The following is a 22,489-nucleotide window of genomic DNA, read 5'->3' as shown; positions in this document are numbered from 1 at the left end:
TTGCTCAAATTTCACTGACTTGGGTCTATCTTTCGCTCTTCAGTTTTCAAGGAACGTTTTCTTCTTTTTTCCTCACCGCTCTTTCGCGGCGACAAGATCTATCTTACCATAGCAATCTCGCTTGCGTCAAGAAGTTTTTTTATCGCGCTTATCGACTTAAAATGACTTGCGCTTTTTATTTGCGTCGCTTATTGTAGCGACAAGAAATATATTAGCATGTGCTAGTACAAGCTGTCAACTACATTGCCACTACTTTTTTCACCCTACTTGGAATGTAACCGTTCAAAAGGAGAACGCCACTTATAGATAATAAGCGGCGCCAACTTTCTCATAGGTTACCCAAACAACCGTTTTAAAATCGCTAACCCATTTTTAGCGTTAGGGTAGCGAAATGAGAAATCAAACAAGGTCGTCTGTTTCAATACGCTTTTATAGTGGCTAAAGGTACTAAAACTACTCTCTCCATGATAAGCACCCATACCACTCTCCCCCACACCACCAAAAGGTAGATATGGAGTAGCGATATGCATCAATGTATCATTAATGCATCCACCACCATACGAGATATTATTAACAATTTGCTCTTCGACTTCACTTGATTTGGTAAACAGATACAAAGCCAACGGTTTCTCTCCACCGTTAACCCGCTCGATAACTTCATCTATATTTCGGTAAGTAAGAACGGGAAGAACGGGACCAAAAATCTCTTCACGCATGATTGGAACTTCCTCACTGGATGGTTCAATCAGGGTAGGCTCTATTTTCTCTAGCCTCTCATCCACCTGACCTCCGAAGATAATTCGCCCATCATCGAGATAACTTTTTACACGTTGAAAGTGTCGTTCATTTACCACCTTCGCATACGCTTCGTTTTTTAATGGTTGCTCGCCATAGAAACTTGTAACAATTCTTTTGTACTCCGCAATAAAGTCACTTTTAATATCTTCATGCAGAAGCAAATAGTCAGGAGCAATACACGTTTGTCCTGCATTGGTCAACTTTCCTTGTGCAATTCGTTTTGCAGCCAATTTAAGATCCGCATCTTTATGAACAATGCATGGGCTTTTACCCCCCAACTCCAAGGTGACAGGAGTAAGATATTTACTGGCCGCCTCCATCACGATCTTACCCACCCCAACGCTCCCTGTGAAGAAGATATAATCAAACCGCTCTTTCAATAAATACTGACTTGTATCCACTCCACCTTCAATCACATAGAGAAGACCCTCTTCAAAATGATCATTGATCAGTGTAGCCAGCAAGTGAGAGCATGCCGGTGTAAGTTCAGACGGCTTAAGTATTACAGTATTGCCAGCAGCCAGCGCGCCGATCAACGGGGCAAGAGCCAACTGAATAGGGTAATTCCACGGAGATACGACCAAGGTGACCCCATATGGCTCAGGAATGCGATACCCCTTCGAACCGATATGTGTCTTCACAGTCTTCACCTTTTTTGGTTTAGCCCAGCGCTCTAGGTGCTTCATTGTAAAGCGGATTTCTTCGATGAGTAGTCCGATTTCGGTTAAATATACTTCCGTCTCTGATTTATTAAGGTCTTGCCTCAAAGCTTCGATAATCTGCGGTTTATGTTCACGAAGCAGACGAAGTAGCTTTTCCAAATGGCGTACTCGAGTCGCTAATGGTTTCGTATGACCCTCGTTAAAATAAGCACGCTGTTTTTGCACACAAACTTTTACCTGTTCCTGAGATTTTTCCCTGACCGTACTCTCACTCATTATTCCCACCTCGATCTTTATGGTTTGCGACTTTTAAAACTTCTCTTCTCCTCACAATATGACAGTGTACACACATATCCTCTTTTTCAATAAAAAACGATAGCGCATAACCCTCGTCCACCTGAATACATTTAGTATAGGACAGGTTAATTCCTATTCATACCGCTATGATGGAGGTGGTTGTATTGAATTTCTTTCTTGTATTATCCGGCAAAAGACTAAAGCGTTCTCTAATCGCCGTAGTCTCCCTTCTTTTCGCCGCTGGAATCTTTTATGTTGAACAAAAAGATATTCAGGTCTTTTTACCGTTGGAATCTGGACCAGTAGCAATCTACAGCGTAGACACCTCAGATAAAGTAATCGCCCTCACCTTCGATATCAGTTGGGGCGAAGAGCGAGCTGCTCCCATTCTGGAGGTATTGAAAGAAAATGAGATAAAAAAAGCAACCTTCTTCCTTTCCTCCCCCTGGGCCGAAAGTCACCCCGATATTGTAAAATCCATCGGTGATATGGGATATGAGATCGGCAGTCACGGTCATCGCCATACCAATTACAGTACACTCGAAGAACAAGAGATCCGCACAGAGATCATGAAAGCACATCAAGCGCTCACCCATTTAACTGGCAAAGAACCTAAGCTCATTCGTTTTCCTAATGGGGATTTCGACAAACGCGTGTTAAAAACGGCAGATCAATTAGGCTACACAACGATTCAATGGGATACCGATTCACGTGATTGGATGAACCCCGGTAAAGAAAAGATTATTCAACGGGTGACGAGCAAAGCCCACCCGGGTGATATTATCCTCATGCACGCTAGCGATTCCAGTAAACAGACTGCAGAAGCTCTGCCGGAAATCATCCGCACTTTGCGCTCTCAAGGGTACACGTTTGTCACCGTCTCGGAGTTAATCTCAGGAGCAGAGGCCGATGTAAACCCTGTCGAATAGTTGTTGTTCAGCTCCTATCCCAACTGCCTCTTTTATCCTGGGAGACGACCATCTTATATCCATGCTAAGCGCACCTCCGTCTCCCATCCCCTCTCCTTTCTCACCTTCATCTAGGGCAAAAAAGTTTGATTGCCACGCTCTGGCCACTTCGGCTAATGCTTTATGCTTCCACTTTCGCTTTCACTTTCGACTGCGTCCATTTGTGTAACTTCAATATCTGCCATGCATTACAGATAAAGATGGTTACAATCGTAAACCAAATCACACCCAATGACATTTCAACCGCACGTTGATTAAGAGACGGTACTGCTTCTACCGTCGTCATTACCACTGTGAAAAAAAATGTGGGCAAAAACGCACTTTGATTTGTCATTCTCACTTTTAGCTTGGCAATGACGCCACCCATCACCAGCAAGAACAGGATGATCCATACATGTTGCAAAAATGTCCCTTCGGACGCATATTTCACATAAAAAAGATATAATAGGTTCCCAATCACGAGCATTAATAGCGCAAATTGAAGTGCTGTATGCGCTGCTGGATTACGAAATAATCCTCGGATTAACCAATTGAATATGAGATAGCAAAAAAAGCCCATCAGTGAGATCGCTGCGTAGATCAATCCCCCTAACAGGATCGCCACCCATGTTCCCAATTCCATTCCCGTAACCCATTCCAATCCGGACCCAACCACGAGAGCCGCAACTGCTCCCACTGCTAATGTACTCCAAAACCATATAATGATATTTTTTATTGTCATCGTTGTCGCTCCTACTCATGTGCAGTACTACTGCCGATTGTATCAAAGTCAGCTTTCTATTTACCAGTAGATCCAGGGCATAAAAACGTCAATCTTGTTTCAAATTATAACGTAACTAGTCGGAAAGGACGGGGTTTTCGTGCGCAAATGCGTCGCTCTTCTCCTTTGTCTTTCAGTATTACTTCTAATCCCTGCTTGTGGCCCCGGTTCCAAATCAGAGTCACAAACAGCTGATTATCAAAAAACGAAGGAAATGGTTGTTGATGTTCTGAACACCCAAGAAGGAAAACAGGCCTTACAAGAGGTTTTAAAAGACCCTCAGTTTCGCAAAGAAGTGATTATGGATGATGAAGTTCTCAAATCGACCGTATCCAGCACTATGGTAGACGAAAAAATGAAAGCCCAATGGGAGCAGGTGTTACAAAAACCAGAAGTAGCCACCAACCTCTACAAAGCAACCACCAAAGCACAAGAAGAGATGTTAAAACAACTTCTTAAAGACCCCACGTATCAGAAATTAATGTTGGACATCTTGAAAGATCCTGAGTATCAAAAAACCGTCATGCAGCAGATGAAGTCACAAGAATACCGTAAACATCTGATGACCCTGATGGAAGAGGCAATTCAGACACCCACTTTCCAAGAAAAATTAGGAAAACTACTGCAAGAGAGCATGAAAAAGAATCAGGAATCACAAAAAGCAAGCGAAGGGCAAACACAAAGCGGGGGACAACAGTCTGGTTCTGGTGGGTCTGGTGGGTCTGGTGGATCTGGCAACGGCTGATAACATGAATGAGAAAGCCGGAGCGATACCAGTCGCCCCGGCTTTTATTTAAGAAGCATTACGTTGTGGTTTTCTTAATCATCGTTCGTGCCAACTGATCATAAATCTTCCCTGTTGCAGAATTCTCTCCATAGACAGAGGGAGAATACTCCGCATCCTCCGGACTACCGTTATCAGGAATACCTAATGGGATTTGCGCTAATAGCTCAGTATTCAACTCTGCCGCAAGCTTTTCTCCCCCACCTTGTCCAAAAACGAAATCCTTTTTACCATTACAATCATAGTAGGACATGTTTTCAATAACCCCAAGCACATCATGATTGGTGTGAAGTGCCATCGCCCCTGCACGTGCGGCAACAAAGGCAGCAGTCGCATGCGGAGTCGTTACAATCAGCATGCGACTTTTGGGGATCATCTGGCTAATATCCATCGCCACATCCCCTGTACCTGGAGGAAGATCAATCAGCATATAATCCAATTCGCCCCAATCCACTTCATTGAGGAAGTTACGAATCATCTTACCTAACATCGGGCCGCGCCAAATAACAGGGGCGTTCTCCTCTACAAAGAAGCCCATCGACATCACTTTAACCCCATAACGCTCTACAGGATAGATTGTTTTCCCTACCACTTTTGGACGGCTAATGATGCCCATCATATCAGGTACACTAAAACCGTAAATATCAGCGTCGATAATTCCCACTTTTTTGCCTGCGCGCGCGAGGGAGACTGCTAAGTTTACGGTAGCAGTAGACTTCCCAACGCCACCTTTTCCGCTAGCAACAGCGATAAATTCCGTCTTGCTCCCTTGCCCTAACAACTGTTCTGCGTCCGCTTGATGGCCACCTGCTGCCTTTGGCTTTTCTTCTTTTTTCTCTTCGGTGAGCGGATCTGCTTTCGATTCACCTTGGCGCAAGCCCTTCATTTTCTCCATATGCTTTTGTCGCACATACTTGGCCACTTCGGCTTCTTCTTCAGAACTCATCTTTATAAATTGAATCTTTATATCAGTAATGCCTAGCGGAGCTAACTCTTCATTAATTCGTTTTTTAATCTTTCTTTGTTCCTTCTCATTTTCTTCAACTACTTTTATGTTCATCGACACTTGTTCGCCTTCGACTACTACGTTCTGAATCATGTTAAGTTCAACTAATCCTAATTTAATTTCTGGGTCTTTCACTTTTCCCAGTGCCGAGAGTATGTTCTCTTGATTCACTATTTTTCACCTCAACGTTTACACATTCACTTCATTCTACAAGTATAACATACCCTTCTGCTACACTCATCCGCGACCTCTTCTACCTCTCCTCCGCATTCTCCCCTTCTCCTTCTACATAATACCGAAGCAGCCCTTGATAGATCGATGTCGCCATCTGTTTCTGGTATGCTTCATCTGCCATCAATCTCGCCTCCTGTTCATTCGATAAAAATCCCACTTCCACCAGCACAGCAGGAACCTGCACTTGTTTAATTATGTATATATTGCCCCGCTGTTTCGGAAGTCGGGATGTATTTTGTAAATTTCCTTTGATCTCATCCTGAATATACGTTGCTAACTTTTTATTCTCCTCTCTTTGAGGATGATAAAACGTTTGCGCCCCACTCCAACGTCGGGATGGAATCGAATTAAGGTGAATACTAATCAAAGCATCTGCCCGGCTTTCTTTCACCATCTGTGCCCTACGCAGCAAATCTTGACTCTTACGTCGACTATACCCCTTCGTTCCCTTCTCCGCTAAGTCATAATCCCCTTCGCGTGTCATAATCACAAGCCCTCCTGCCTCTTGTATATAATCACGCACATAGGTAGCAATCTGTAGTGTCACCTCTTTTTCCACTACTCCCGAACGGCTAACCGCCCCCCCATCCACCCCACCATGACCAGGATCTATCACAATCACCTTTCCGGATAAAGGCATATTCCAAGCCGTTTGCGACAAATCAGAAGGCATCCAAATAGACAAAGACAGAAGAAACAATCCAATAAATCCTATAACAAGCCACACTTTCTTCGGAACAGCCGCTACCCTCTGCAAAAATATAGATACCATCTCTTCCCCCGTCCCTTCTAGCTTGTTTATACCCCTATCTTTATGGGACGAGGTATGCAGATATGCGACTTGTAGACAACCCGATCACATATTTACATATTTAAAGAGAGGGTACTTACACACTGCTTTCACAGCGGTATAAGATACCCTCAGCTACTTATAACAACTTTTGTTTGCGCAAGCGCAAACCATACGTTAATCCACGACAAAACCAACTGGTGGCTAATTGGGTAAATAACTCATATACGATCGATTGCTGATCTAACTCCTGCTCCTCTTCATCTGCTTCATCCAAACCATACTGCTCCATCCAAGTTTGTACACTCTGTTCTGTATCCCCTTCATACGCATGCATGCATGGCTTATAATCTTGAGGATCAGGCTCATACGCAAGTTTTCGACTCGCTTCCATTCCCAATTGAAACACCTGATACGCTAAACGATATGCCGCTTCATCAATCAAACACCGCCGATCTGATTGACAATAATCTAAAATGGGATCCATCACCTGTTCATAAAAGCGTTCCAAATCATTCCATGGAAACCCCAACAGTGCCTTCTGCCGAATCGTTTCCGCTCGTTTTTCCCACACCTCATCTAGGTAAATCACCTTATTTGGCATCCCGTCCCCTCCATCAACACGACTGTTGTTGTTTTCATTTTGCCGGAGAACGCTTTTCTTCATACTTCATGATTTATGGAAATAGAAAAAACCCCGCTCGTTGAACGGGGTTGTCGCAGCGAAAAATTAACGCTTCGAGAATTGAGGAGCACGACGTGCTTTTTTGAGACCGTATTTTTTACGTTCTTTCATCCGTGGGTCACGGGTTAAGAAACCAGCCTTCTTCAATGATGGACGCAATTCAATGTCCACCTTTAGCAATGCACGGGCAACACCGTGACGGATTGCTCCAGCCTGTCCTGTAAAGCCACCGCCATCTACGTTAACCAATACATCGTAACGACCAAGAGTATCTGTCAATACGAGCGGCTGACGTACAATCGCTTTCAGAGTTTCCAAACCAAAATATGCATCAATGTCACGACCGTTAATGACGATGCGACCATCGCCAGGAACAAGGCGCACACGCGCTACAGATTCTTTACGACGACCGGTACCATAAAATTGGACTTGTGCCATGTGGGTTCCCTCCTTTAAGTTATCCTCTTAGTTCCCATTTTTCTGGTTGCTGTGCTTGTTGCTTGTGCTCTGGGCCTGCATACACTTTCAACTTTTTCAGTTGAGCGCGTCCAAGTTTCGTTTTTGGCAACATACCACGAACAGCCAATTCGATCATACGCTCTGGGCGATCTTCACGCATTTCACCAGCAGTTCTCTCTTTCAAACCACCTGGGAATCCAGAGTGACGATAATATTTCTTTTGATCTAATTTCTTTCCTGTTAATTGAATGCTTGCTGCGTTTACAACAATCACGTAATCTCCGGTATCAATATGAGGAGTAAATTGTGGTTTATGTTTTCCACGCAACAACGTTGCTACTTCGGTAGCGAGACGACCTAAAGTTTTACCTTCAGCGTCTACAACATACCATTTCTTCTGCACATCTTCAGGCTTTGCCATATAGGTGGTGCGCATGATTTTCCCTCCTTAAGTCATAACGGGAACTATCCGTTTTTTTGATATGGATCCATATATATGAATCATTTTACGTTCGCGCCGAATGTAGTTCCACCGGGGCTAACAGTGGAAATTACCAACGATTATAATATCGCATTAAAGGTCAGATGTCAAGGGAGAGGGGGGTGGAGACCATATCCACTCCCCTCATCTAAACTGCTACTATCTGGTGCTTCCATCCTCTACTTTGCCAATATACCTGGAACGAGGAGACAGCTGTAATTGCTACTATACCAATATGTTTTTTCGCATATATGACCTTTCCTACCTTCATGATATCTCAATTAAATCGAAGAGGGATATTTCGACCTCTTATTTATGATAAATATTGGTACAGAAGCAGATAACAGCAAGATGAAAAAAGCGAATATGGGGTACAACAGTGGGAATCCACCTATATTTATAGCCGCATATTCAATAAAAAGGGGGTCCACCCTCATGATCTGTGATGGTGAAAAGGTGAGTACCTCAAATACGCTTGTGAAAAATTTATTATCTGTTTGTAACAGAGCAAATTTAGTAGCAATAAGGGGAAATAAGAAAATAGATCCACTTAGTGAGAAGGAAACAACAGAACTCCTACAAAGACTGGAGATCATAATGACAACTAATGAAAAAACGACACTAGCCACACTGTGATAAAGGAGCTTCACCCAAAAATAGATTGATAGTTCCAAAGGGTACGGCGAATCCCAAAACCCTGGTATAGACTGAAGACTTGCATTCCACCCTTCATGTCCGAGAAATAGATAATAAAATAGCAGGGCAAAACTAATAGAGCTGAACAACAGGCCTAGTACGTATATAAGGGATGAAATTAATTTAGCATGTGCAACTTTTTGTCGACCATCTTTAGAGCTTAATAAGAGTCGGTGTACACCCGTTTCATATTCCTGCGTAAATATTGTTGACAACCCCATTAAGATCATCACTCCTAGCAGGGCAAACCCATATGTGCTCATATAATCAACCATATGCTCAGCTGGCTCATCAAAATATATTGTGTTAGCGGATACTTTACTAAGCAAACTTCGCTCCAACATTAAGTTTCGGATGGTGAAATTCTCTTCTCCCTCCCTATTATGTTGGCTTATCTGTTCATTCAGACTCGTTAACTTAGATTCTCTCGTTTTTTTAAACTCATATGTTTCATATATCTGTCGATATGTATCTAACATAACTTCATCTTGCTTTGAAGCAACTCTATCCTGTAATTTAAATAAAAGTTGCTGCTCCTCCTTTTTTGCCTGACTCACAACCTCTGAATCTACTTTACCTTCCCATCCTTCTAATTGCTCATCCGACAAACCTTGTACATCTCGATACATTAGTACTGAGAGAATTACGAAAAGAATGACCATCGTATATCTGACGCTTTTTTTAGAAGTGATTTTCAACAGCTCATACCTTATAAGCTCCTTCATCTGCTCTCCTCCCAAAACCACTTATCTGGGTTTATCAATCGAAATAGTACAAATATAAATCCTCAAGATTTGGAGCTTCTTTCTTAACGGCAAACTTTACTTCGTCATCTGAGAGAAACCGAACTTCTATCCCGTTCTCTTTCTGCACCACACTCATCGTGCGATAATTTTGTTGATGCTCTTGCAAATCCTTTTCACAAATTATCGCACTCCAAACCTTCCCCTCCAATTCCTTAAGTAAAACTTGCGGGTTCCCCTTATTGATTACTTCACCCTTCTTCATAACAACTATCTCGTTTGCTATATATTCGATGTCAGAAACAATGTGGGTTGAGAGTAAAACGATTTTCTTTGAGGAAACACTTGATAATAGATTTCGAAAGCGAATACGTTCTTTTGGATCAAGGCCCGCAGTTGGTTCGTCTACAATCAGAATATCAGGATCATTAAGGAGCGCTTGTGCAATCCCTATTCTCTGTTTCATCCCTCCTGAAAAACCTCCTAATTTAACACTTCCTACATCTGTTAAACCCACCCACTCTAACAACTCCTCCACTCGTCTTTTTGCCTGAACCCCAGTAATCCCTTTAATCGCAGCCAGATATAATAAAAAATCATTAGCAGTAAACTCTGGATAAAGTCCAATTTGTTGTGGTAAAAATCCAACAACATTTCGATAACCGTCCTGTAACTTAAGTATATCCTGACCATTCCACTTCACGTAACCGGAGGTAGGGCGTAACAAAGTAGCGAGGATATTCATCATTGTAGTCTTGCCTGAACCATTAGGACCTAAGATTCCATATACACCCGGAACTAGTGATAAATCTATGCTACGCAGGGCCACATGTTTACCGTACTTCATTGATACATTTTCAATATTTAACTCCATCTAGCTTTCCTCCTAATATGTTATTTTAGAATCTGCTTACGCCTTACTCCTAAATAAATAAATAGTAGCGTTACAGATATATATATTAACAACATGAAAGTTGCAAGGACTGGATATAAGATAGGATACCCGAATAAATTAATAACAGAGAAATATCTAAACAGAGGAGCTACCATCATTAATTGTGAGTGAGTAAAGAACAAAAGATCTGACCGACCTAAGTTCATTTCGATCATAATCGGAATAGCAATAACGAATCCGCCAATAGCCATAGCGATATATGATTTTCTGGCCCATAAAGATATCCATACCATCAACAATGCAAACGCTATGCCAGCTACTGTTTGCACTGTTATTTTAATTAGATAATACCCAAGAAAATCAAATGGATATGGCGATCTCATGTAGTAATCATAAGTTTGAATGTTGGCATTCCAACCATAGTTACCATCTAAAACAAGCCAAAACGTAAAATTAAAAATAACAGATATAGCCTGAATAATTAGTACAAATAAAATTGCCGTTAAAATTTTTGCGTTTACAACCTTACTTCTTCCAAACTTCGAGCTGAACATGTACCGATCTACATTCGTTCTATATTCTTTCGTGTAAATAGTGGATATTCCAATCAAAATCATAATGCTTACAAAGCCATATCCATACCTACCTACATAATCAACCATCTTCTCAGCCGGCTTTTTATAGTAAAATTCTGTGTAGCTAAGTTTCTCTCGCAATTTTTTCTCCAACATCAGCTTTCTTAAAACAAAGCTATCACCTTCACCCTTCTCTTCGAGCTTGCCTATCCTAGTCTCTTTACTATGTACATCAGATTCCTTCCATTTCTCTAAAGTTCTAATTAACAATAGTTCTTCAGCCATATCCACTTGTTTTTGATCCACACTCATATTACTTTCAGCTTCTGAAACAATCTTTTCTGCTGATGTGATAGTTGAATGTGATACAGGCCCTTCCCATTTCTGGTACAGGCTTTTATTTGAATTATCTTCTGCAATTGGGTAAATGAAAAAGAAATTGATTCCTAGTAATAAGAGAATTGATATGAAAACACTCTTCCTTCTAAATATTTTGATTAACTCATACCGAATTAGTGTAATCATAGTAGCCTCCTGTAATTTATGTTAATAGTTTCATAAGCTACTTATATTGTCAACACATTTGTTCGTAGGCACAAAAAGGTTGCGTCCCTAAAATGAAGCTAAATAAGGGGAGGTCATTCAATTTCCTAACACTTCCATGGTATGCTAGACAGAGAAAACATAAAGGAGCCTTTTTATGATCAGCTCTCATCCTCTCATACTGCGACCACTAAAATTAAGTGATGCTCCTGCTCTATACGATCTAAGACTGCGGAATCAAGTCTTCTTTGCTCCCTATGAGCCCATTCGCCCTGAGTCTTTTACGTTAATTGGAATTGAGCAGGAACTGCGACAGGGTATGCTACGAACGCAATCCGATCAAGGGTATAGCTTTGGTATCTTTCTCTCCCATCCTGGAACACTGATCGGTCGCATCAATCTGAGTAATGTGGTGCGAGGCGCATGGCAAAACTGTACGATCGGTTACTATATTGATCACGAGGCACAAGGCAACGGATACATGACAACTGCTGTCCGTTCCACCGTACAATTTGCTTTTCAAAAACTACATCTACATCGCGTGCAAGCTGCCATTATGCCACATAATATTGCCTCCCTACGCGTGATAGAAAAAGTAGGATTTCGTCACGAAGGTTTGTCAAAGCGCTATCTCCATATTAATGGAAGCTGGCAGGATCATGAGATCTATGCACTCACAAGGGAAGAGTGGGATCCAGACTCCATATAGAGATAAGGATACATAGGTATCTCACCGCACATCATTAGTAGCACCTTCGTTCCCGCGAAATCGGTAAAATCGTTTACATGGTGAGATAGAGAGAAACAATAAAAATGAGTTGAATCAAGATGCGAGACAAAAGGGACGGAACCGCTCTCCCCCCGATAGTTAGCTGATCCCGTGTCGCTTTTATATTCGCTGGAAACATGAGGATGAGTAATAACATTAGAGAGGGAGCGATGTAGATTGTGCTGATAGGCAAGAGAAGTGCTATCGCTCCTAGTATCTCTAATATTCCAGTTACAGTAACGATTAACCCTGGATAGAGCAGGACGGATGGAACCATGCGCACGAGATCGGCTCGGCGTTTTCCCCAGTGAGCGCTAGCGGTAAGGAGGAACATGAGCGCCAGTGCCCATTGTAATGCGACTTGCCAATCGCTACTAGGTAAATCGAGTAGTAGACCCAATAAATAAAGGAGTATAAAGGATAAAAGAAGTACGATTAGTGGTGCCATCAAGGAACGTCCCCCTTAAAATGTCTTACTTATCATAAGATATAAAATGATGAGCGGAAGTAACGTACAGATGACACCAGCAATCGCCCATTTGCGTGAAGCTTGCTGGTACCGTTTCCAGTCCGCAGGGATGGAAAGCTGTGCGCTAAGGCGAATGAGACGGTACTGTAAAGGGAGAAGCAGGACTCCCCACAGTAGGGAAGTGAGCGCAAACAGCAGGAGCGAGAGCGAGAACCACCCCCATGAGAATAGCGGAATTTCCGCATCAGTCGCCATCTTGAAGCCAGAGATGATGATGAGAGCAACGCCAGGTAGAGTAAAAATCCAGTCAGCAAGTGTCACCATACGGACAGTATGATGGATCAGCTTGGGATCACGTTTACGGTCAGCACTTATTTTCCAGAAGGCGGCTGTTATGATGTTGCCGACAAAGAGGGTGACACCTAATATGTGTAGAAAGAGCCAGATCGTTATTCTAATTCACTCCCTTGGGTGTCATCAGACCGTAGGTATTGTGAGATGAAGATGATAAAATCATCGACGGTAAATGACGTCTTCACTTCTGGAATAAAACTACGCAAACGTAAACCGTATGTAATTAAGTTGAATAGTTCTGCTGCTTTCTCCGCATCGATTGATGGCGCAATTACTCCATGATGTTGCCCCGCCTCGATCCATGATTGTGCCATCTTCACACTTTGTTCGTGGTACAGACGCATTACCTCAGCTACGATGGGCTGTGTTTGCTTGCTGAGCAAATAAATAAAAATCTGATTTCTAACATCGCTCAGGTCTTCTAAAGCTCCGGCGTTTTTCATAATTTGTGCGAATGGGGCAGAAAATCCAGCGTTGTCCTTGCTTATTTCGAGTTGGAAACGAGTGTCTACTTCTACGACTGCTTCCCTCAAAACAAGTGCTAGTAACTCGTCTTTACTACTTACATAGTGGTAGATCGCTCCCTTTGATAGTCCGGTTACTTCCATCAAATCACGTAGAGTCATCTTCGCACACCCCTTCTGGCTTACGAGTTCCTTAGTGGCTTGCAGTAATTGCTGGCGTGTATCCTTTGGTGATTTTTCCATAGTATCGTCCTCACTCATTTTTCTCGTTGGATCAATTATACAAACCGACGGTCGGTTTGTAAAGGGCCCTCACCAGTTCTCTACAGAGATTAAGTGAAGAATCATCATGTTAACTTTTTACCTACTACCCCCTTTCCAAGATCGCATGATCTCCCCTTTACTAGACTATACTGTAATAACAACCACATAGCTGTACAACTGCAATCTGAGGAGGGATAACACCATGCTAGAAAGATCTGACATATGTAAAGGTAACCTTCCCTTTCCCCATACAAAAACTACTCCCATCGATATCTTACCTACACAACTTGGCATTAAAGATTTTGAATCAGCCCAATTCACTTTATCGTATGCTTTAGGAATTCAAGCATATATTTATGGATATTCGCTCGTCCTCCATGAGCAAAAAAAACGCTTACATATCGCCAACTTAAGTCCGATCAACACCTTGTTTTATTCTGACCGTTTGGTCTCACCTAGCTACAACCCTTTCGCCTCTGGAGAAAATATTAGACCCAATGCAGACACGTTATATGCTACCGGTTATCTTGATTTATCACTCACTGCTGTTTACCTCACCGTACCAGCAGACCCTAGTGGAAAACGATATTACTCCGTACAATTATTTGATGCATATAATAATGTTGCCTACAATATATCCAACCGCACCACCGCGAGTACTGCAGGTACGTTTATCATTGTCGGACCCGACCAGCATCAGCAATCTTATCATAATGGTATGAATATTATTATGGCACCTACCAACTCAATCTTCGTCGTTATCAAAGTAGAGGTAGAAGGAAAGCAGGACCTATTTACTGCCATACAGTTTGAAAAGAATATTCGCATCACTCCAGTAAAAGCAGTACCACCGCCACCACCAAAACCGCTCATTCCCTCTACAATTTTTTCGTCCCCCCGATTTTATTTCCTTATGAGTGAGCTCATGCGTGAAAATCCACCCCCACGTCGTGATACTCCCGTTGTAGAACAATATAAACTGATAGGGATAAATTGCGCTACCGGGTTTAGGGAATCTGAGCTTACTCTTGCGACAAAAAGAGGGTTGGAAAAAGCTGTGATAAACGATAATGCCCAAAGCATCGTGTCAGCTGGAACCGCTTACTATACACGCCTAACCAGTCGTCCATGGATCACTATATTCCCACTCGGTCATTATGGAGACCAATACCTACTACGAGCTTCCATCGCTAAAAATGTTGCTCTCGCCAATATCCCTCAAGAAGAGTTTTACCAAGTTCTCTTCATCGACAGTAATCAGCGTAGCTTGTTATATGGGAGCAATCACTATCAACTTCATTTTTCACCCGAACAAATTCCCCAATCCTTCATCAACTTCTGGACAATCGACATGTATACTAGCGATGGCAAGTTCGTACCCAACCCGATTGAGCGCTATTCAATTGGTAGCAATACAGAAACCTTACAGTATAACGCTGATGGCTCGCTCGATATTATCATCTCTCCCTATGTTCCTCCACAGCAACGTTCCAATTGGCTCCCCTCACCACAAGGTCAAGTCTTCAACCTTGTCTTACGTACCTTTAATGCCACCCCATCTTATATCCAAAACCCACGTACCCCTGGGGTAGAATTGATCGCTCAGCTTGGAGGAGACCGCCAGATATAACCCCCACTTCAAATACATGATCCTCAGCTCGACCAATCCTATTTGCTGGTTGAGCTTTTCTTTATAAAAACAGCTCACGCTGAAGGTGAGCTTATCATCCGTTACTCTATTCCCATGCTGTATATCCTACTCGCAACATCGTTAACCCCTCAGGCGCCAATGTAATCCCTACTTGTTGCCGATCTTTGGCTTCCAACAGAACTGGGATCGCTTCAGGCACCCGTTTTCCCAACCCTACGTCAACCAATACACTAGCAATAATGCGAACCATGTTATATAAAAAGCCACTACCTGTAATCTCGATCGCCGTAATCAATCCATCTTGTTCTACTTTACAGTCATAGATCGTACGCACTCGATTTTCCACATCCGCCTTTGCTGACGAGAAGGTGGTGAAATCATGAGTACCCATAAGAAAGTGAGCAGCAAGTTGCATCTTCTCAATTTCTAACGTCCGCCGTGGCAAGTGAGTGCGAAATCTTCCTTGAAACACATCCCGCACCGGTGCGGTATCAATTTCATAGCGATAAGTTTTCCACTTGCTCACCATGGCATGAAAATCGTCTGCCACTTCTTCCACTTCTAATATCGCGAGATCAGGTGGTAAGCAGTTGTTAATGATAAAACGCCAGCGCTCTGCTGGGATTGTACTCGTTGTCGCGAAGTGAACCACTTGTCCGCGCGCATGCACACCCCGATCGGTCCGCCCTGCACCCAACACATGAATCTTTTCACCTGTCACTCGGGATAAGGCACGTTCTAGTGTCCCTTGAATCGTTCTCCCCTTCGACTGCCGCTGAAAGCCGATAAAATCGGTTCCATCATATGCAACTGTCATCTTCAACTTGCGCATGTTCAAACTTCTCTCCCCTTAAAAAAGAAAAAAGGGCAGAATTCAGGATCAAGATCCTGCCCTCCCCCTTTGTCCAGCAAACACTTACTTCACTAGTTCAAGATAAACCATCTCTGCTCCGTCACCACGGCGCGGGCCAATTTTGATGATACGAGTGTAACCACCATTACGCTCTTCAAAACGCGGACCGATTTCATCAAACAAAATCTTAACCGCGTCTACTTTGCTATGGGTTACTTCTTCTCCGTCTTTCACCGTTTTGGAGCGGCTGGTGCGAACAAAAGATGCCGCTTGACGACGAGCATGCAAGTCGCCTCTCTTTGCCAAGGTAACCATTTTATCAGCGATCGATTGTACTTCTTTCGCTTTGCTTACCGTGGTTTCAATCCGCCCATAAATAAATAGATCGGATACTAAATCACGAAACATAGCTTTACGCGCAGAGCTATTGCGTCCCAGTTTTGCGTATGCCATAACGTGTTCCTCCCCCTTTCCGTCGTGAGTTAAGCTAGTCCTCTTCTCGTAAGCCGAGGCCGAGGCCTTCCAGCTTCTCTTGCACTTCTTCCAGGGATTTGCGGCCTAAGTTCCGCACCTTCATCATGTCATCTTCCGACTTCTGCGTTAACTCATGCACCGTATTAATCCCTGCCCGTTTGAGGCAGTTATAGGAACGAACAGAAAGATCCAGCTCTTCGATGGTCATCTCCATCACTTTCTCTTTCTTATCCTCTTCCTTCTCCACCATGATCTCAGCTCCTTGAGCCTCCTCGGTCAATCCGACAAATAGCATCAAGTGCTCTGTCATGATCTTAGAGCCCAAGCTAACGGCTTCATCTGGACGAATGCTGCCATCTGTCCACACTTCCATCGTAAGCTTATCATAGTTGGTTACCTGTCCCACGCGGGTATTCTCTACTTTGTAATTGACCCGTTCGATCGGGCTGTATAGAGAGTCGATCGGGATGACACCAATCGATTGTTCTTCTTTCTTATTACCGTCTGCAGGGACATACCCACGCCCACGGTCTGCCGTTAAACGGACATGAAAACGTCCGCCCTCTGCTAGCGTCGCGATATGAAGATCAGGATTTAAAATCTCCACATCACTATCTGCACGAATATCACCAGCAGTGACGAGTCCGCCTCCCTCGATATCAATCTCAAGCACTTTCTCTTCTTCCGAATGGATACGAAGAGCCAATTGCTTCAGATTGAGAATTATCTGAGTCGTATCCTCTACCACTCCAGGAACGGTGGAGAATTCATGCAAGACGCCATCGATTTGGATCGAGGTCACAGCCGCTCCCGGCAAAGATGATAATAGTATACGACGCAAGGAGTTCCCCAAGGTGGTGCCATAGCCACGCTCCAATGGTTCCACCACAAATTTCCCATACTTGTTATCATCGCTAAGCTCAACGGTTTCCACTTTCGGCTTTTCGATTTCGATCATACGGCTTCGAAACCCTCCTTCACACGTCGCTATCCGGGCTATCTGTAACTGATTTACTACCCTTATTCATAAAAACGAAATGATCCCGTCCATTATTGACCGAAAACATCCAACTTAAACCAGCTGCCCTCGCCCGGCATTCGTCCTAGATTAAACGCGGCGACGCTTCGGCGGGCGACAACCGTTATGTGGAATTGGCGTGACGTCTCTGATCAGGTTCACTTCTAGTCCTGCAGCTTGAAGCGAGCGAATTGCCGCTTCACGACCAGCACCTGGTCCTTTCACAACCACTTCTACCGTTTTCAAACCATGATCCATTGCTTCCTTAGCCGCTGCTTCAGCTGCCATTTGTGCGGCAAATGGCGTGCTTTTACGCGAGCCTTTGAAGCCGAGCGTTCCGGAACTAGCCCAAGCGATAGAGTTCCCTTGGCGATCCGTAATCGTCACAATCGTGTTGTTAAATGTGGAACGAATATGAACCACACCCGACTCGATATTGCGACGTGCCCGACGCTTCACACGTTGCGTTGTTTTGCGTTTGGCCATGTCGATTCCCTCCTATCTTTATTTTTTCTTATTAGCGATCGTGCGACGTGGCCCTTTACGGGTACGTGCGTTTGTTTTACTGCGTTGTCCCCGTACTGGTAAACCACGACGATGACGCATGCCACGATACGAACCAATCTCAATCAATCGTTTGATGTTGAGTTGTGTTTCACGGCGTAGGTCACCTTCGACGGTGAAATTTTTATCGATGTAGCTGCGGATCGCTGCTACTTCTTCTTCCGTCAGATCGCGAACGCGTGTGTCTGGGTTGATGCCGGATTCCTTGAGAATTTCTTGCGACAAGGAACGACCAATCCCAAAGATATAGGTAAGCGCGATTTCGACCCGCTTATCACGCGGGAGATCCACTCCTGATATACGTGCCATCGATGTGCACCTCCTATCTTAGCCTTGTTTTTGTTTGTGTTTCGGATTCTCGCAAATGACCATGACGACGCCTTTACGTTTGATCACTTTGCATTTCTCGCAAATCGGTTTTACCGAAGGTCTAACCTTCATTTCGAGTTACCTCCTGTCGATCCCTTTTGTATTACTTATAACGATAAGTAATACGTCCTCGGGTCAAATCATATGGGGAGAGCTCAACCGTTACCCGATCACCCGGTAGAATACGAATGAAATGCATGCGAATCTTACCTGATACATGAGCAAGAACCTTATGACCATTTTCCAATTCTACCCGAAACATGGCGTTCGGCAGCGGTTCGATGACTGTGCCCTCGACTTCAATCGTGTCTTCCTTGGCCATCTAATTAAACGCTCCTTTCGGCGCTACTCTTTATGAGCGAGCTGGTATTGATTTAAAGCATATCTGAGCTTCGCATTGGACACTTTTCCAGTGGTCTGAAGTGACTCGGCCACCACAGTGGAGACCGTATGGGTAGGCTGAAGATGCTTAACGTTCTTCTTTTTTGCTTGATCGAACTTACGCTTATCTCCATCCGCTAACCAGATAAAATGATCATCAATCACATCGATAACAATCATAAACTGACCTGCTTCCCGTCCCTTCAGCACGTGAACAATTTGACCTAAACGAAGGGTACTCGTGGAATCCATCACGTCCAGCTCCTAGACGGTATCATGACCGGTTAAAATTTCATAGCCATCATCCGTAATGGCAATCGTGTGTTCAAAATGAGCGCAAAGCGACCCATCACGGGTGACAACCGTCCAATCATCAGCAAGTGTTTTCACATGACGCAAGCCTGCATTCACCATCGGCTCAATAGCAAGCGTCATTCTCTGCTTCAGACGTGGTCCCCGTCCAGGTGGTCCATAGTTGGGTATGGAAGGATCCTCGTGTAACGTTTGACCGATTCCATGCCCAGCATACTCGCGAACAATGGAGTAACCTTCTTCCTCAACATAGGATTGAACCGCGTGCGAGATATCTCCTAAACGTGCATTTGGCTTCGCTTCACGAATCCCACGATAGAGAGACTCTTTCGTTACATCCAACAAATGCTGCGTTTTTTCGGGAATGGAGCCTACTGGATATGTCCAAGCAGAATCACCATGATACCCTTGATAAAACGCACCAATATCAATCGTAATGATATCACCGTCTTGAAGGACGCGCGATCCCGGAATGCCGTGCACTAACTCCTCATTGACGGAGGCACATACATGGCCTTTAAATCCGTTATACCCTTTGAAAGAGGAAGTTGCTCCATGTTTCCGAAGAAACTCCTCCACGATACGATCCAACTCTCGCGTTGTCACTCCAGGTCGAATCGCCTCTTTGACTCGCTGATGTGCCTCAAATACGAGACGCCCCGAAGCTCGCATACGCTCCAGCTCATTTGCCGATTTAAGGATAATCATTCTGCCGAACCTCGAATCTCTTGCAAAATAGCCGTTGTCACTTGCTCAATCGGCTGATCGCCGTCCACCTGCACTAAGTTCCCTACGTTACCGTAGTAATCGAGTAAGTGGCGGGTTTGCTCCGCATTCACTTTTAAACGATTAGCCACTGTTTCCTCTGTATCATCATCTCGTTGATAGAGATGAGCTCCACAACGATCGCAAGTTCCTTCTTGTTTAGGTGGATTAAAGATCAAGTGATACGTTGTTCCACATTGCGAGCAGATTCGGCGTCCGGTTAACCGACTGATCAACGTTTCTTCATCCACATCTATATAAACTACGCGGTCTATCTTTTTTCCCATCTCGGAAAGCAGAGTATCCAATGCTTCTGCTTGTGGCAGCGTGCGTGGAAACCCGTCTAGTAAAAAACCGCTAGCACAATCATCTTTTCCTAAGCGATCACGGACAATACCAATCGTTACCCGATCAGGAACGAGTTTCCCTTGGTTCATAAAGGATTTTGCCTCTAAGCCCAAAGGGGTACCGTCCTCCACCGCTTGACGAAACATATCTCCTGTGGAGATATGCGGAATCTGATGTTCTTCCACAATTCGTTCTGCCTGAGTGCCTTTACCAGCACCTGGCGGACCCATTAATACAAGATTCAAACGCGTCCCCTCCCGATGTGAGTGTGAAACAAGGGTTCGCCGATTCTATTTGTTAATAAAACCTTTGTAGTGACGCTTGATCAACTGACTTTCGACCGTCTTCATCGTCTCTAGACCAACCCCGACAACAATCAAGAGCGACGTTCCACCAATTTGAACACTTGGTGGCAACCCAGCCAACTTGCTGAAGAAAACTGGTAGTATCGAAATTGCCGCCAAGAAAAGCGCACCCGACAAGGTGAGTCGATTCATCACTTTCGTCAAGAATACTGACGTATTCTTACCTGGGCGAATCCCAGGGATGTACCCGCCGTTCTTTTTAAGCTGATCGGCTAACTGGATTGGGTTAATCTGTACAAACGTATAGAAATACGTAAACCCGATGATCAAGATTACGTATAATACCATTCCCATGGGTGCATCGTACGAAAAGTTATTGATGATCCACTGTGCAACTGCACTATCGGACCAGAAACTAGCGAGTGTTGGTGGGAACATCAACAGGGAGATTGCAAAGATGACTGGAATCACGCCCGCTGCATTCACTTTCATCGGAATGTGCGTCGTTTGACCACCATACATTCTTCGACCAACCACACGCTTAGCGTATTGTACCGGAATCTTACGAATCCCTTGTTGTATGAAGATAACCCCCGCTACAATCGCGACTAAGATGAGTACGATCACAGCTATCTTAACAATGTTAAGGAAAAGCTGGTCTCCAGCACCTGCAAATTGGGACTCATACAACTGACCGGTCGCATTAGGAATCGAAGCAACGATCCCCGCGAAAATCAGAATCGAGATCCCATTACCAATGCCGCTTTCTGTAATTTGTTCACCAACCCACATCAAGAACGCAGTACCTGCTGTCATCGTGATAGAGATGAGTGCGTATGTCCAAAAACTATCGTTTTCAATAAAGACTCCGCCCTGCATCCTGTCAAAACCGATCGACAGACCGACAGACTGGATCAATGCTAACACAATCGTACCATAACGAGTAACTTGTGCTAACTTGCGCCGACCCACTTCCCCTTCTCTCGCCCACTGGGTGAACTTAGGAATCACGTCCATCTGCAACAACTGTACAATAATTGAGGCCGTAATATAGGGCATGATTCCCATCGCTAAGATGGAGAAATTGAGGAATGCGCCTCCGGAAAAGTTATTCAGCAATCCAAATACTCCGGTGCCTTCTTGAAGACTAGCCAAAGCTTCTTTGTTGGTTCCTGGTACAGGAATGTGGGCTCCGATACGGAAGACCACCAACATTATCAGCGTAAATAGAATTCGGCGGCGTAGATCTTCCACCTTGAAAATGTTACCCAGTGTTTGAAACATTAAAGCACCTCCGTAGCGCCCCCAGCGGCCGCGATTTTCTCCGCAGCGGTGCGAGAAAATTTGTGTGCCTTCACGGTCACTTTTACCTTGAGTTCACCGTCTCCTAGAACTTTGAGGCCATCACGCAGGTTTTTCACTACTTTTGTTTCCAAAAGGAGTTCAGGAGTCACGATTGTACCTTCTTCAAAACGATTGAGTACATCCATGTTGATTACGGCGTACTCTTTACGATTTGGATTGGTAAATCCGCGCTTTGGTAGACGACGGTAGATTGGGTTTTGCCCACCTTCAAAGCCAGGGCGAACACCACCACCTGAACGTGAATTTTGACCGTTATGACCACGACCAGAGGTTTTCCCGTTACCACTCGCCATTCCGCGCCCTACGCGATTCCGTTTTTTGCGAGAACCTTCATTAGGTTTTAATTCGTGGAGTTTCATCTTGCCACCTCCTTCTACAATTGAGTCAG

At 44.0% G+C, this 22,489-nt stretch carries 30 protein-coding genes; 5 read left to right on the top strand and 25 right to left on the bottom strand.

Annotation, left to right across the window (positions count from 1 at the left end; genetic code table 11):
- A partial coding sequence (locus NXZ84_RS13755) for a hypothetical protein (protein ID WP_258840909.1) occupies nt 1-197 on the top strand: 197 nt, incomplete at its 5' end.
- A 138-nt stretch (nt 198-335) separates the two neighbouring features.
- Here the strand turns inward: NXZ84_RS13755 and NXZ84_RS13750 are convergent.
- Nucleotides 336-1,736 (bottom strand): aldehyde dehydrogenase, encoded by a 1,401-nt coding sequence (locus tag NXZ84_RS13750; protein ID WP_258840908.1) that lies wholly within the window; start codon nt 1,734-1,736, stop codon nt 336-338.
- 185 nt (nt 1,737-1,921) lie between these two features.
- Here NXZ84_RS13750 and pdaB point away from each other — a divergent pair, with 185 nt between their 5' ends.
- Nucleotides 1,922-2,686: a polysaccharide deacetylase family sporulation protein PdaB gene (gene pdaB, locus NXZ84_RS13745; RefSeq protein WP_258840907.1), complete on the top strand. Its 765-nt coding sequence runs from the start codon at nt 1,922-1,924 to the stop codon at nt 2,684-2,686.
- A 160-nt stretch (nt 2,687-2,846) separates the two neighbouring features.
- Here pdaB and NXZ84_RS13740 read toward each other — a convergent pair whose 3' ends face one another.
- Complete coding sequence (locus NXZ84_RS13740; protein ID WP_258840906.1) at nt 2,847-3,446, bottom strand: KinB-signaling pathway activation protein; 600 nt, start codon at nt 3,444-3,446, stop codon at nt 2,847-2,849.
- Between the two features lie 139 nt (nt 3,447-3,585).
- Here NXZ84_RS13740 and gerD point away from each other — a divergent pair, with 139 nt between their 5' ends.
- Nucleotides 3,586-4,230: a spore germination lipoprotein GerD gene (gene gerD / locus NXZ84_RS13735; RefSeq protein WP_258840905.1), complete on the top strand. Its 645-nt coding sequence runs from the start codon at nt 3,586-3,588 to the stop codon at nt 4,228-4,230.
- Nucleotides 4,231-4,288: 58 nt separating this feature from the next.
- Here gerD and NXZ84_RS13730 read toward each other — a convergent pair whose 3' ends face one another.
- The 8 genes from NXZ84_RS13730 to NXZ84_RS13690 form a co-directional block, all read right to left on the bottom strand.
- Nucleotides 4,289-5,449 carry an Mrp/NBP35 family ATP-binding protein gene (locus NXZ84_RS13730; RefSeq protein ID WP_309495944.1) on the bottom strand — a complete coding sequence of 387 codons (1,161 nt, stop codon included), beginning with the start codon at nt 5,447-5,449 and terminating at the stop codon, nt 4,289-4,291.
- Nucleotides 5,450-5,528: 79 nt separating this feature from the next.
- A complete protein-coding gene (gene cwlD, locus NXZ84_RS13720) occupies nt 5,529-6,281 on the bottom strand; it encodes an N-acetylmuramoyl-L-alanine amidase CwlD (RefSeq protein ID WP_258840904.1) in 753 nt (250 codons plus the stop codon).
- Between the two features lie 157 nt (nt 6,282-6,438).
- Nucleotides 6,439-6,966, bottom strand: coding sequence for a hypothetical protein (locus NXZ84_RS13715; RefSeq protein ID WP_258840903.1), 528 nt, complete (start codon nt 6,964-6,966; stop codon nt 6,439-6,441).
- Nucleotides 6,967-7,029: 63 nt separating this feature from the next.
- Nucleotides 7,030-7,422 carry a 30S ribosomal protein S9 gene (rpsI, locus tag NXZ84_RS13710; RefSeq protein ID WP_258840902.1) on the bottom strand — a complete coding sequence of 131 codons (393 nt, stop codon included), beginning with the start codon at nt 7,420-7,422 and terminating at the stop codon, nt 7,030-7,032.
- 19 nt (nt 7,423-7,441) lie between these two features.
- Nucleotides 7,442-7,879, bottom strand: a complete 438-nt coding sequence (gene rplM / locus NXZ84_RS13705) for a 50S ribosomal protein L13 (RefSeq protein ID WP_258840901.1) — start codon at nt 7,877-7,879, stop codon at nt 7,442-7,444.
- A 326-nt stretch (nt 7,880-8,205) separates the two neighbouring features.
- Entirely contained in the window at nt 8,206-9,345 is a 1,140-nt protein-coding gene (locus NXZ84_RS13700; RefSeq protein ID WP_258840900.1) for an ABC transporter permease subunit, read from the bottom strand.
- 34 nt (nt 9,346-9,379) lie between these two features.
- Nucleotides 9,380-10,237, bottom strand: a complete 858-nt coding sequence (locus tag NXZ84_RS13695; protein ID WP_258840899.1) for an ABC transporter ATP-binding protein — start codon at nt 10,235-10,237, stop codon at nt 9,380-9,382.
- Between the two features lie 20 nt (nt 10,238-10,257).
- Nucleotides 10,258-11,358: an ABC transporter permease gene (locus NXZ84_RS13690; RefSeq protein ID WP_258840898.1), complete on the bottom strand. Its 1,101-nt coding sequence runs from the start codon at nt 11,356-11,358 to the stop codon at nt 10,258-10,260.
- Nucleotides 11,359-11,533: 175 nt separating this feature from the next.
- On the opposite strand from NXZ84_RS13690, the gene NXZ84_RS13685 reads away from it, so the two are divergent.
- Nucleotides 11,534-12,085, top strand: a complete 552-nt coding sequence (locus NXZ84_RS13685) for a GNAT family N-acetyltransferase (RefSeq protein WP_258840897.1) — start codon at nt 11,534-11,536, stop codon at nt 12,083-12,085.
- Between the two features lie 73 nt (nt 12,086-12,158).
- Here NXZ84_RS13685 and NXZ84_RS13680 read toward each other — a convergent pair whose 3' ends face one another.
- The 3 genes from NXZ84_RS13680 to NXZ84_RS13670 are packed head-to-tail and all read right to left on the bottom strand — an operon-like array spanning nt 12,159 to nt 13,675.
- A complete protein-coding gene (locus NXZ84_RS13680) occupies nt 12,159-12,593 on the bottom strand; it encodes a DoxX family protein (protein WP_258840896.1) in 435 nt (144 codons plus the stop codon).
- Between the two features lie 15 nt (nt 12,594-12,608).
- The gene (locus tag NXZ84_RS13675) at nt 12,609-13,010 is read right to left on the bottom strand and encodes a DUF2269 family protein (protein WP_309495942.1); all 402 of its coding nucleotides are present in this window, start codon (nt 13,008-13,010) and stop codon (nt 12,609-12,611) included.
- 53 nt (nt 13,011-13,063) lie between these two features.
- Nucleotides 13,064-13,675, bottom strand: a complete 612-nt coding sequence (locus NXZ84_RS13670) for a TetR/AcrR family transcriptional regulator (RefSeq protein WP_258840894.1) — start codon at nt 13,673-13,675, stop codon at nt 13,064-13,066.
- A 223-nt stretch (nt 13,676-13,898) separates the two neighbouring features.
- Between NXZ84_RS13670 and NXZ84_RS13665 the strand changes: the two genes are divergently transcribed.
- On the top strand, nt 13,899-15,326 hold the full coding sequence (locus NXZ84_RS13665) for a DUF1214 domain-containing protein (protein ID WP_258840892.1): 1,428 nt from the start codon (nt 13,899-13,901) through the stop codon (nt 15,324-15,326).
- Nucleotides 15,327-15,432: 106 nt separating this feature from the next.
- Here NXZ84_RS13665 and truA read toward each other — a convergent pair whose 3' ends face one another.
- From truA to rplO, 12 genes are all read right to left on the bottom strand, one after another.
- Nucleotides 15,433-16,179 carry a tRNA pseudouridine(38-40) synthase TruA gene (gene truA / locus NXZ84_RS13660; RefSeq protein WP_258840923.1) on the bottom strand — a complete coding sequence of 249 codons (747 nt, stop codon included), beginning with the start codon at nt 16,177-16,179 and terminating at the stop codon, nt 15,433-15,435.
- A gap of 84 nt (nt 16,180-16,263) precedes the next feature.
- Nucleotides 16,264-16,653 (bottom strand): 50S ribosomal protein L17, encoded by a 390-nt coding sequence (gene rplQ, locus NXZ84_RS13655; RefSeq protein ID WP_258840891.1) that lies wholly within the window; start codon nt 16,651-16,653, stop codon nt 16,264-16,266.
- Between the two features lie 34 nt (nt 16,654-16,687).
- Nucleotides 16,688-17,632, bottom strand: coding sequence for a DNA-directed RNA polymerase subunit alpha (locus NXZ84_RS13650; protein ID WP_258840890.1), 945 nt, complete (start codon nt 17,630-17,632; stop codon nt 16,688-16,690).
- Between the two features lie 150 nt (nt 17,633-17,782).
- Nucleotides 17,783-18,178, bottom strand: coding sequence for a 30S ribosomal protein S11 (gene rpsK / locus NXZ84_RS13645; protein WP_258840889.1), 396 nt, complete (start codon nt 18,176-18,178; stop codon nt 17,783-17,785).
- 18 nt (nt 18,179-18,196) lie between these two features.
- Entirely contained in the window at nt 18,197-18,565 is a 369-nt protein-coding gene (rpsM, locus tag NXZ84_RS13640; protein ID WP_258840888.1) for a 30S ribosomal protein S13, read from the bottom strand.
- Nucleotides 18,566-18,583: 18 nt separating this feature from the next.
- On the bottom strand, nt 18,584-18,697 hold the full coding sequence (gene rpmJ, locus NXZ84_RS13635) for a 50S ribosomal protein L36 (protein WP_258840887.1): 114 nt from the start codon (nt 18,695-18,697) through the stop codon (nt 18,584-18,586).
- 31 nt (nt 18,698-18,728) lie between these two features.
- Entirely contained in the window at nt 18,729-18,947 is a 219-nt protein-coding gene (infA, locus tag NXZ84_RS13630; protein ID WP_258840886.1) for a translation initiation factor IF-1, read from the bottom strand.
- Nucleotides 18,948-18,970: 23 nt separating this feature from the next.
- Nucleotides 18,971-19,258 (bottom strand): KOW domain-containing RNA-binding protein, encoded by a 288-nt coding sequence (locus NXZ84_RS13625; protein ID WP_258840885.1) that lies wholly within the window; start codon nt 19,256-19,258, stop codon nt 18,971-18,973.
- A gap of 12 nt (nt 19,259-19,270) precedes the next feature.
- Nucleotides 19,271-20,026, bottom strand: a complete 756-nt coding sequence (gene map, locus NXZ84_RS13620) for a type I methionyl aminopeptidase (protein WP_258840884.1) — start codon at nt 20,024-20,026, stop codon at nt 19,271-19,273.
- Entirely contained in the window at nt 20,023-20,676 is a 654-nt protein-coding gene (locus NXZ84_RS13615; protein WP_258840883.1) for an adenylate kinase, read from the bottom strand. Before NXZ84_RS13615 ends, map begins: the two co-directional genes overlap by 4 nt.
- Nucleotides 20,677-20,721: 45 nt before the next feature.
- Nucleotides 20,722-22,020, bottom strand: coding sequence for a preprotein translocase subunit SecY (secY, locus tag NXZ84_RS13610; RefSeq protein ID WP_258840882.1), 1,299 nt, complete (start codon nt 22,018-22,020; stop codon nt 20,722-20,724).
- A complete protein-coding gene (rplO, locus tag NXZ84_RS13605) occupies nt 22,020-22,460 on the bottom strand; it encodes a 50S ribosomal protein L15 (protein ID WP_258840881.1) in 441 nt (146 codons plus the stop codon). The genes secY and rplO overlap by 1 nt, the downstream gene beginning before the upstream one ends.
- Nucleotides 22,461-22,489 lie beyond the last annotated feature (29 nt).

This window comes from Mechercharimyces sp. CAU 1602 (assembly GCF_024753565.1).
Lineage (GTDB): Bacteria > Bacillota > Bacilli > Thermoactinomycetales > JANTPT01 > Mechercharimyces.
The sequence above is the reverse complement of the archived record's forward strand: the minus strand, read 5'-3'. Positions and strand labels throughout refer to the sequence as shown.

What these genes read in the sequence shown, in the direction of transcription:
- NXZ84_RS13750 (WP_258840908.1), bottom strand. Translation starts at nt 1,736, where the DNA reads ATGAGTGAGAGTACGGTCAGGGAAAAATCTCAGGAACAGGTAAAAGTT.
- NXZ84_RS13740 (WP_258840906.1), bottom strand. Translation starts at nt 3,446, where the DNA reads ATGACAATAAAAAATATCATTATATGGTTTTGGAGTACATTAGCAGTG.
- cwlD (WP_258840904.1), bottom strand. Translation starts at nt 6,281, where the DNA reads ATGGTATCTATATTTTTGCAGAGGGTAGCGGCTGTTCCGAAGAAAGTG.
- NXZ84_RS13715 (WP_258840903.1), bottom strand. Translation starts at nt 6,966, where the DNA reads ATGAAGAAAAGCGTTCTCCGGCAAAATGAAAACAACAACAGTCGTGTT.
- rpsI (WP_258840902.1), bottom strand. Translation starts at nt 7,422, where the DNA reads ATGGCACAAGTCCAATTTTATGGTACCGGTCGTCGTAAAGAATCTGTA.
- rplM (WP_258840901.1), bottom strand. Translation starts at nt 7,879, where the DNA reads ATGCGCACCACCTATATGGCAAAGCCTGAAGATGTGCAGAAGAAATGG.
- NXZ84_RS13700 (WP_258840900.1), bottom strand. Translation starts at nt 9,345, where the DNA reads ATGAAGGAGCTTATAAGGTATGAGCTGTTGAAAATCACTTCTAAAAAA.
- NXZ84_RS13695 (WP_258840899.1), bottom strand. Translation starts at nt 10,237, where the DNA reads ATGGAGTTAAATATTGAAAATGTATCAATGAAGTACGGTAAACATGTG.
- NXZ84_RS13690 (WP_258840898.1), bottom strand. Translation starts at nt 11,358, where the DNA reads ATGATTACACTAATTCGGTATGAGTTAATCAAAATATTTAGAAGGAAG.
- NXZ84_RS13685 (WP_258840897.1), top strand. Translation starts at nt 11,534, where the DNA reads ATGATCAGCTCTCATCCTCTCATACTGCGACCACTAAAATTAAGTGAT.
- NXZ84_RS13680 (WP_258840896.1), bottom strand. Translation starts at nt 12,593, where the DNA reads ATGGCACCACTAATCGTACTTCTTTTATCCTTTATACTCCTTTATTTA.
- NXZ84_RS13670 (WP_258840894.1), bottom strand. Translation starts at nt 13,675, where the DNA reads ATGGAAAAATCACCAAAGGATACACGCCAGCAATTACTGCAAGCCACT.
- NXZ84_RS13665 (WP_258840892.1), top strand. Translation starts at nt 13,899, where the DNA reads ATGCTAGAAAGATCTGACATATGTAAAGGTAACCTTCCCTTTCCCCAT.
- truA (WP_258840923.1), bottom strand. Translation starts at nt 16,179, where the DNA reads ATGCGCAAGTTGAAGATGACAGTTGCATATGATGGAACCGATTTTATC.
- rplQ (WP_258840891.1), bottom strand. Translation starts at nt 16,653, where the DNA reads ATGGCATACGCAAAACTGGGACGCAATAGCTCTGCGCGTAAAGCTATG.
- NXZ84_RS13650 (WP_258840890.1), bottom strand. Translation starts at nt 17,632, where the DNA reads ATGATCGAAATCGAAAAGCCGAAAGTGGAAACCGTTGAGCTTAGCGAT.
- rpsK (WP_258840889.1), bottom strand. Translation starts at nt 18,178, where the DNA reads ATGGCCAAACGCAAAACAACGCAACGTGTGAAGCGTCGGGCACGTCGC.
- rpsM (WP_258840888.1), bottom strand. Translation starts at nt 18,565, where the DNA reads ATGGCACGTATATCAGGAGTGGATCTCCCGCGTGATAAGCGGGTCGAA.
- rpmJ (WP_258840887.1), bottom strand. Translation starts at nt 18,697, where the DNA reads ATGAAGGTTAGACCTTCGGTAAAACCGATTTGCGAGAAATGCAAAGTG.
- infA (WP_258840886.1), bottom strand. Translation starts at nt 18,947, where the DNA reads ATGGCCAAGGAAGACACGATTGAAGTCGAGGGCACAGTCATCGAACCG.
- NXZ84_RS13625 (WP_258840885.1), bottom strand. Translation starts at nt 19,258, where the DNA reads ATGGATTCCACGAGTACCCTTCGTTTAGGTCAAATTGTTCACGTGCTG.
- map (WP_258840884.1), bottom strand. Translation starts at nt 20,026, where the DNA reads ATGATTATCCTTAAATCGGCAAATGAGCTGGAGCGTATGCGAGCTTCG.
- secY (WP_258840882.1), bottom strand. Translation starts at nt 22,020, where the DNA reads ATGTTTCAAACACTGGGTAACATTTTCAAGGTGGAAGATCTACGCCGC.
- rplO (WP_258840881.1), bottom strand. Translation starts at nt 22,460, where the DNA reads ATGAAACTCCACGAATTAAAACCTAATGAAGGTTCTCGCAAAAAACGG.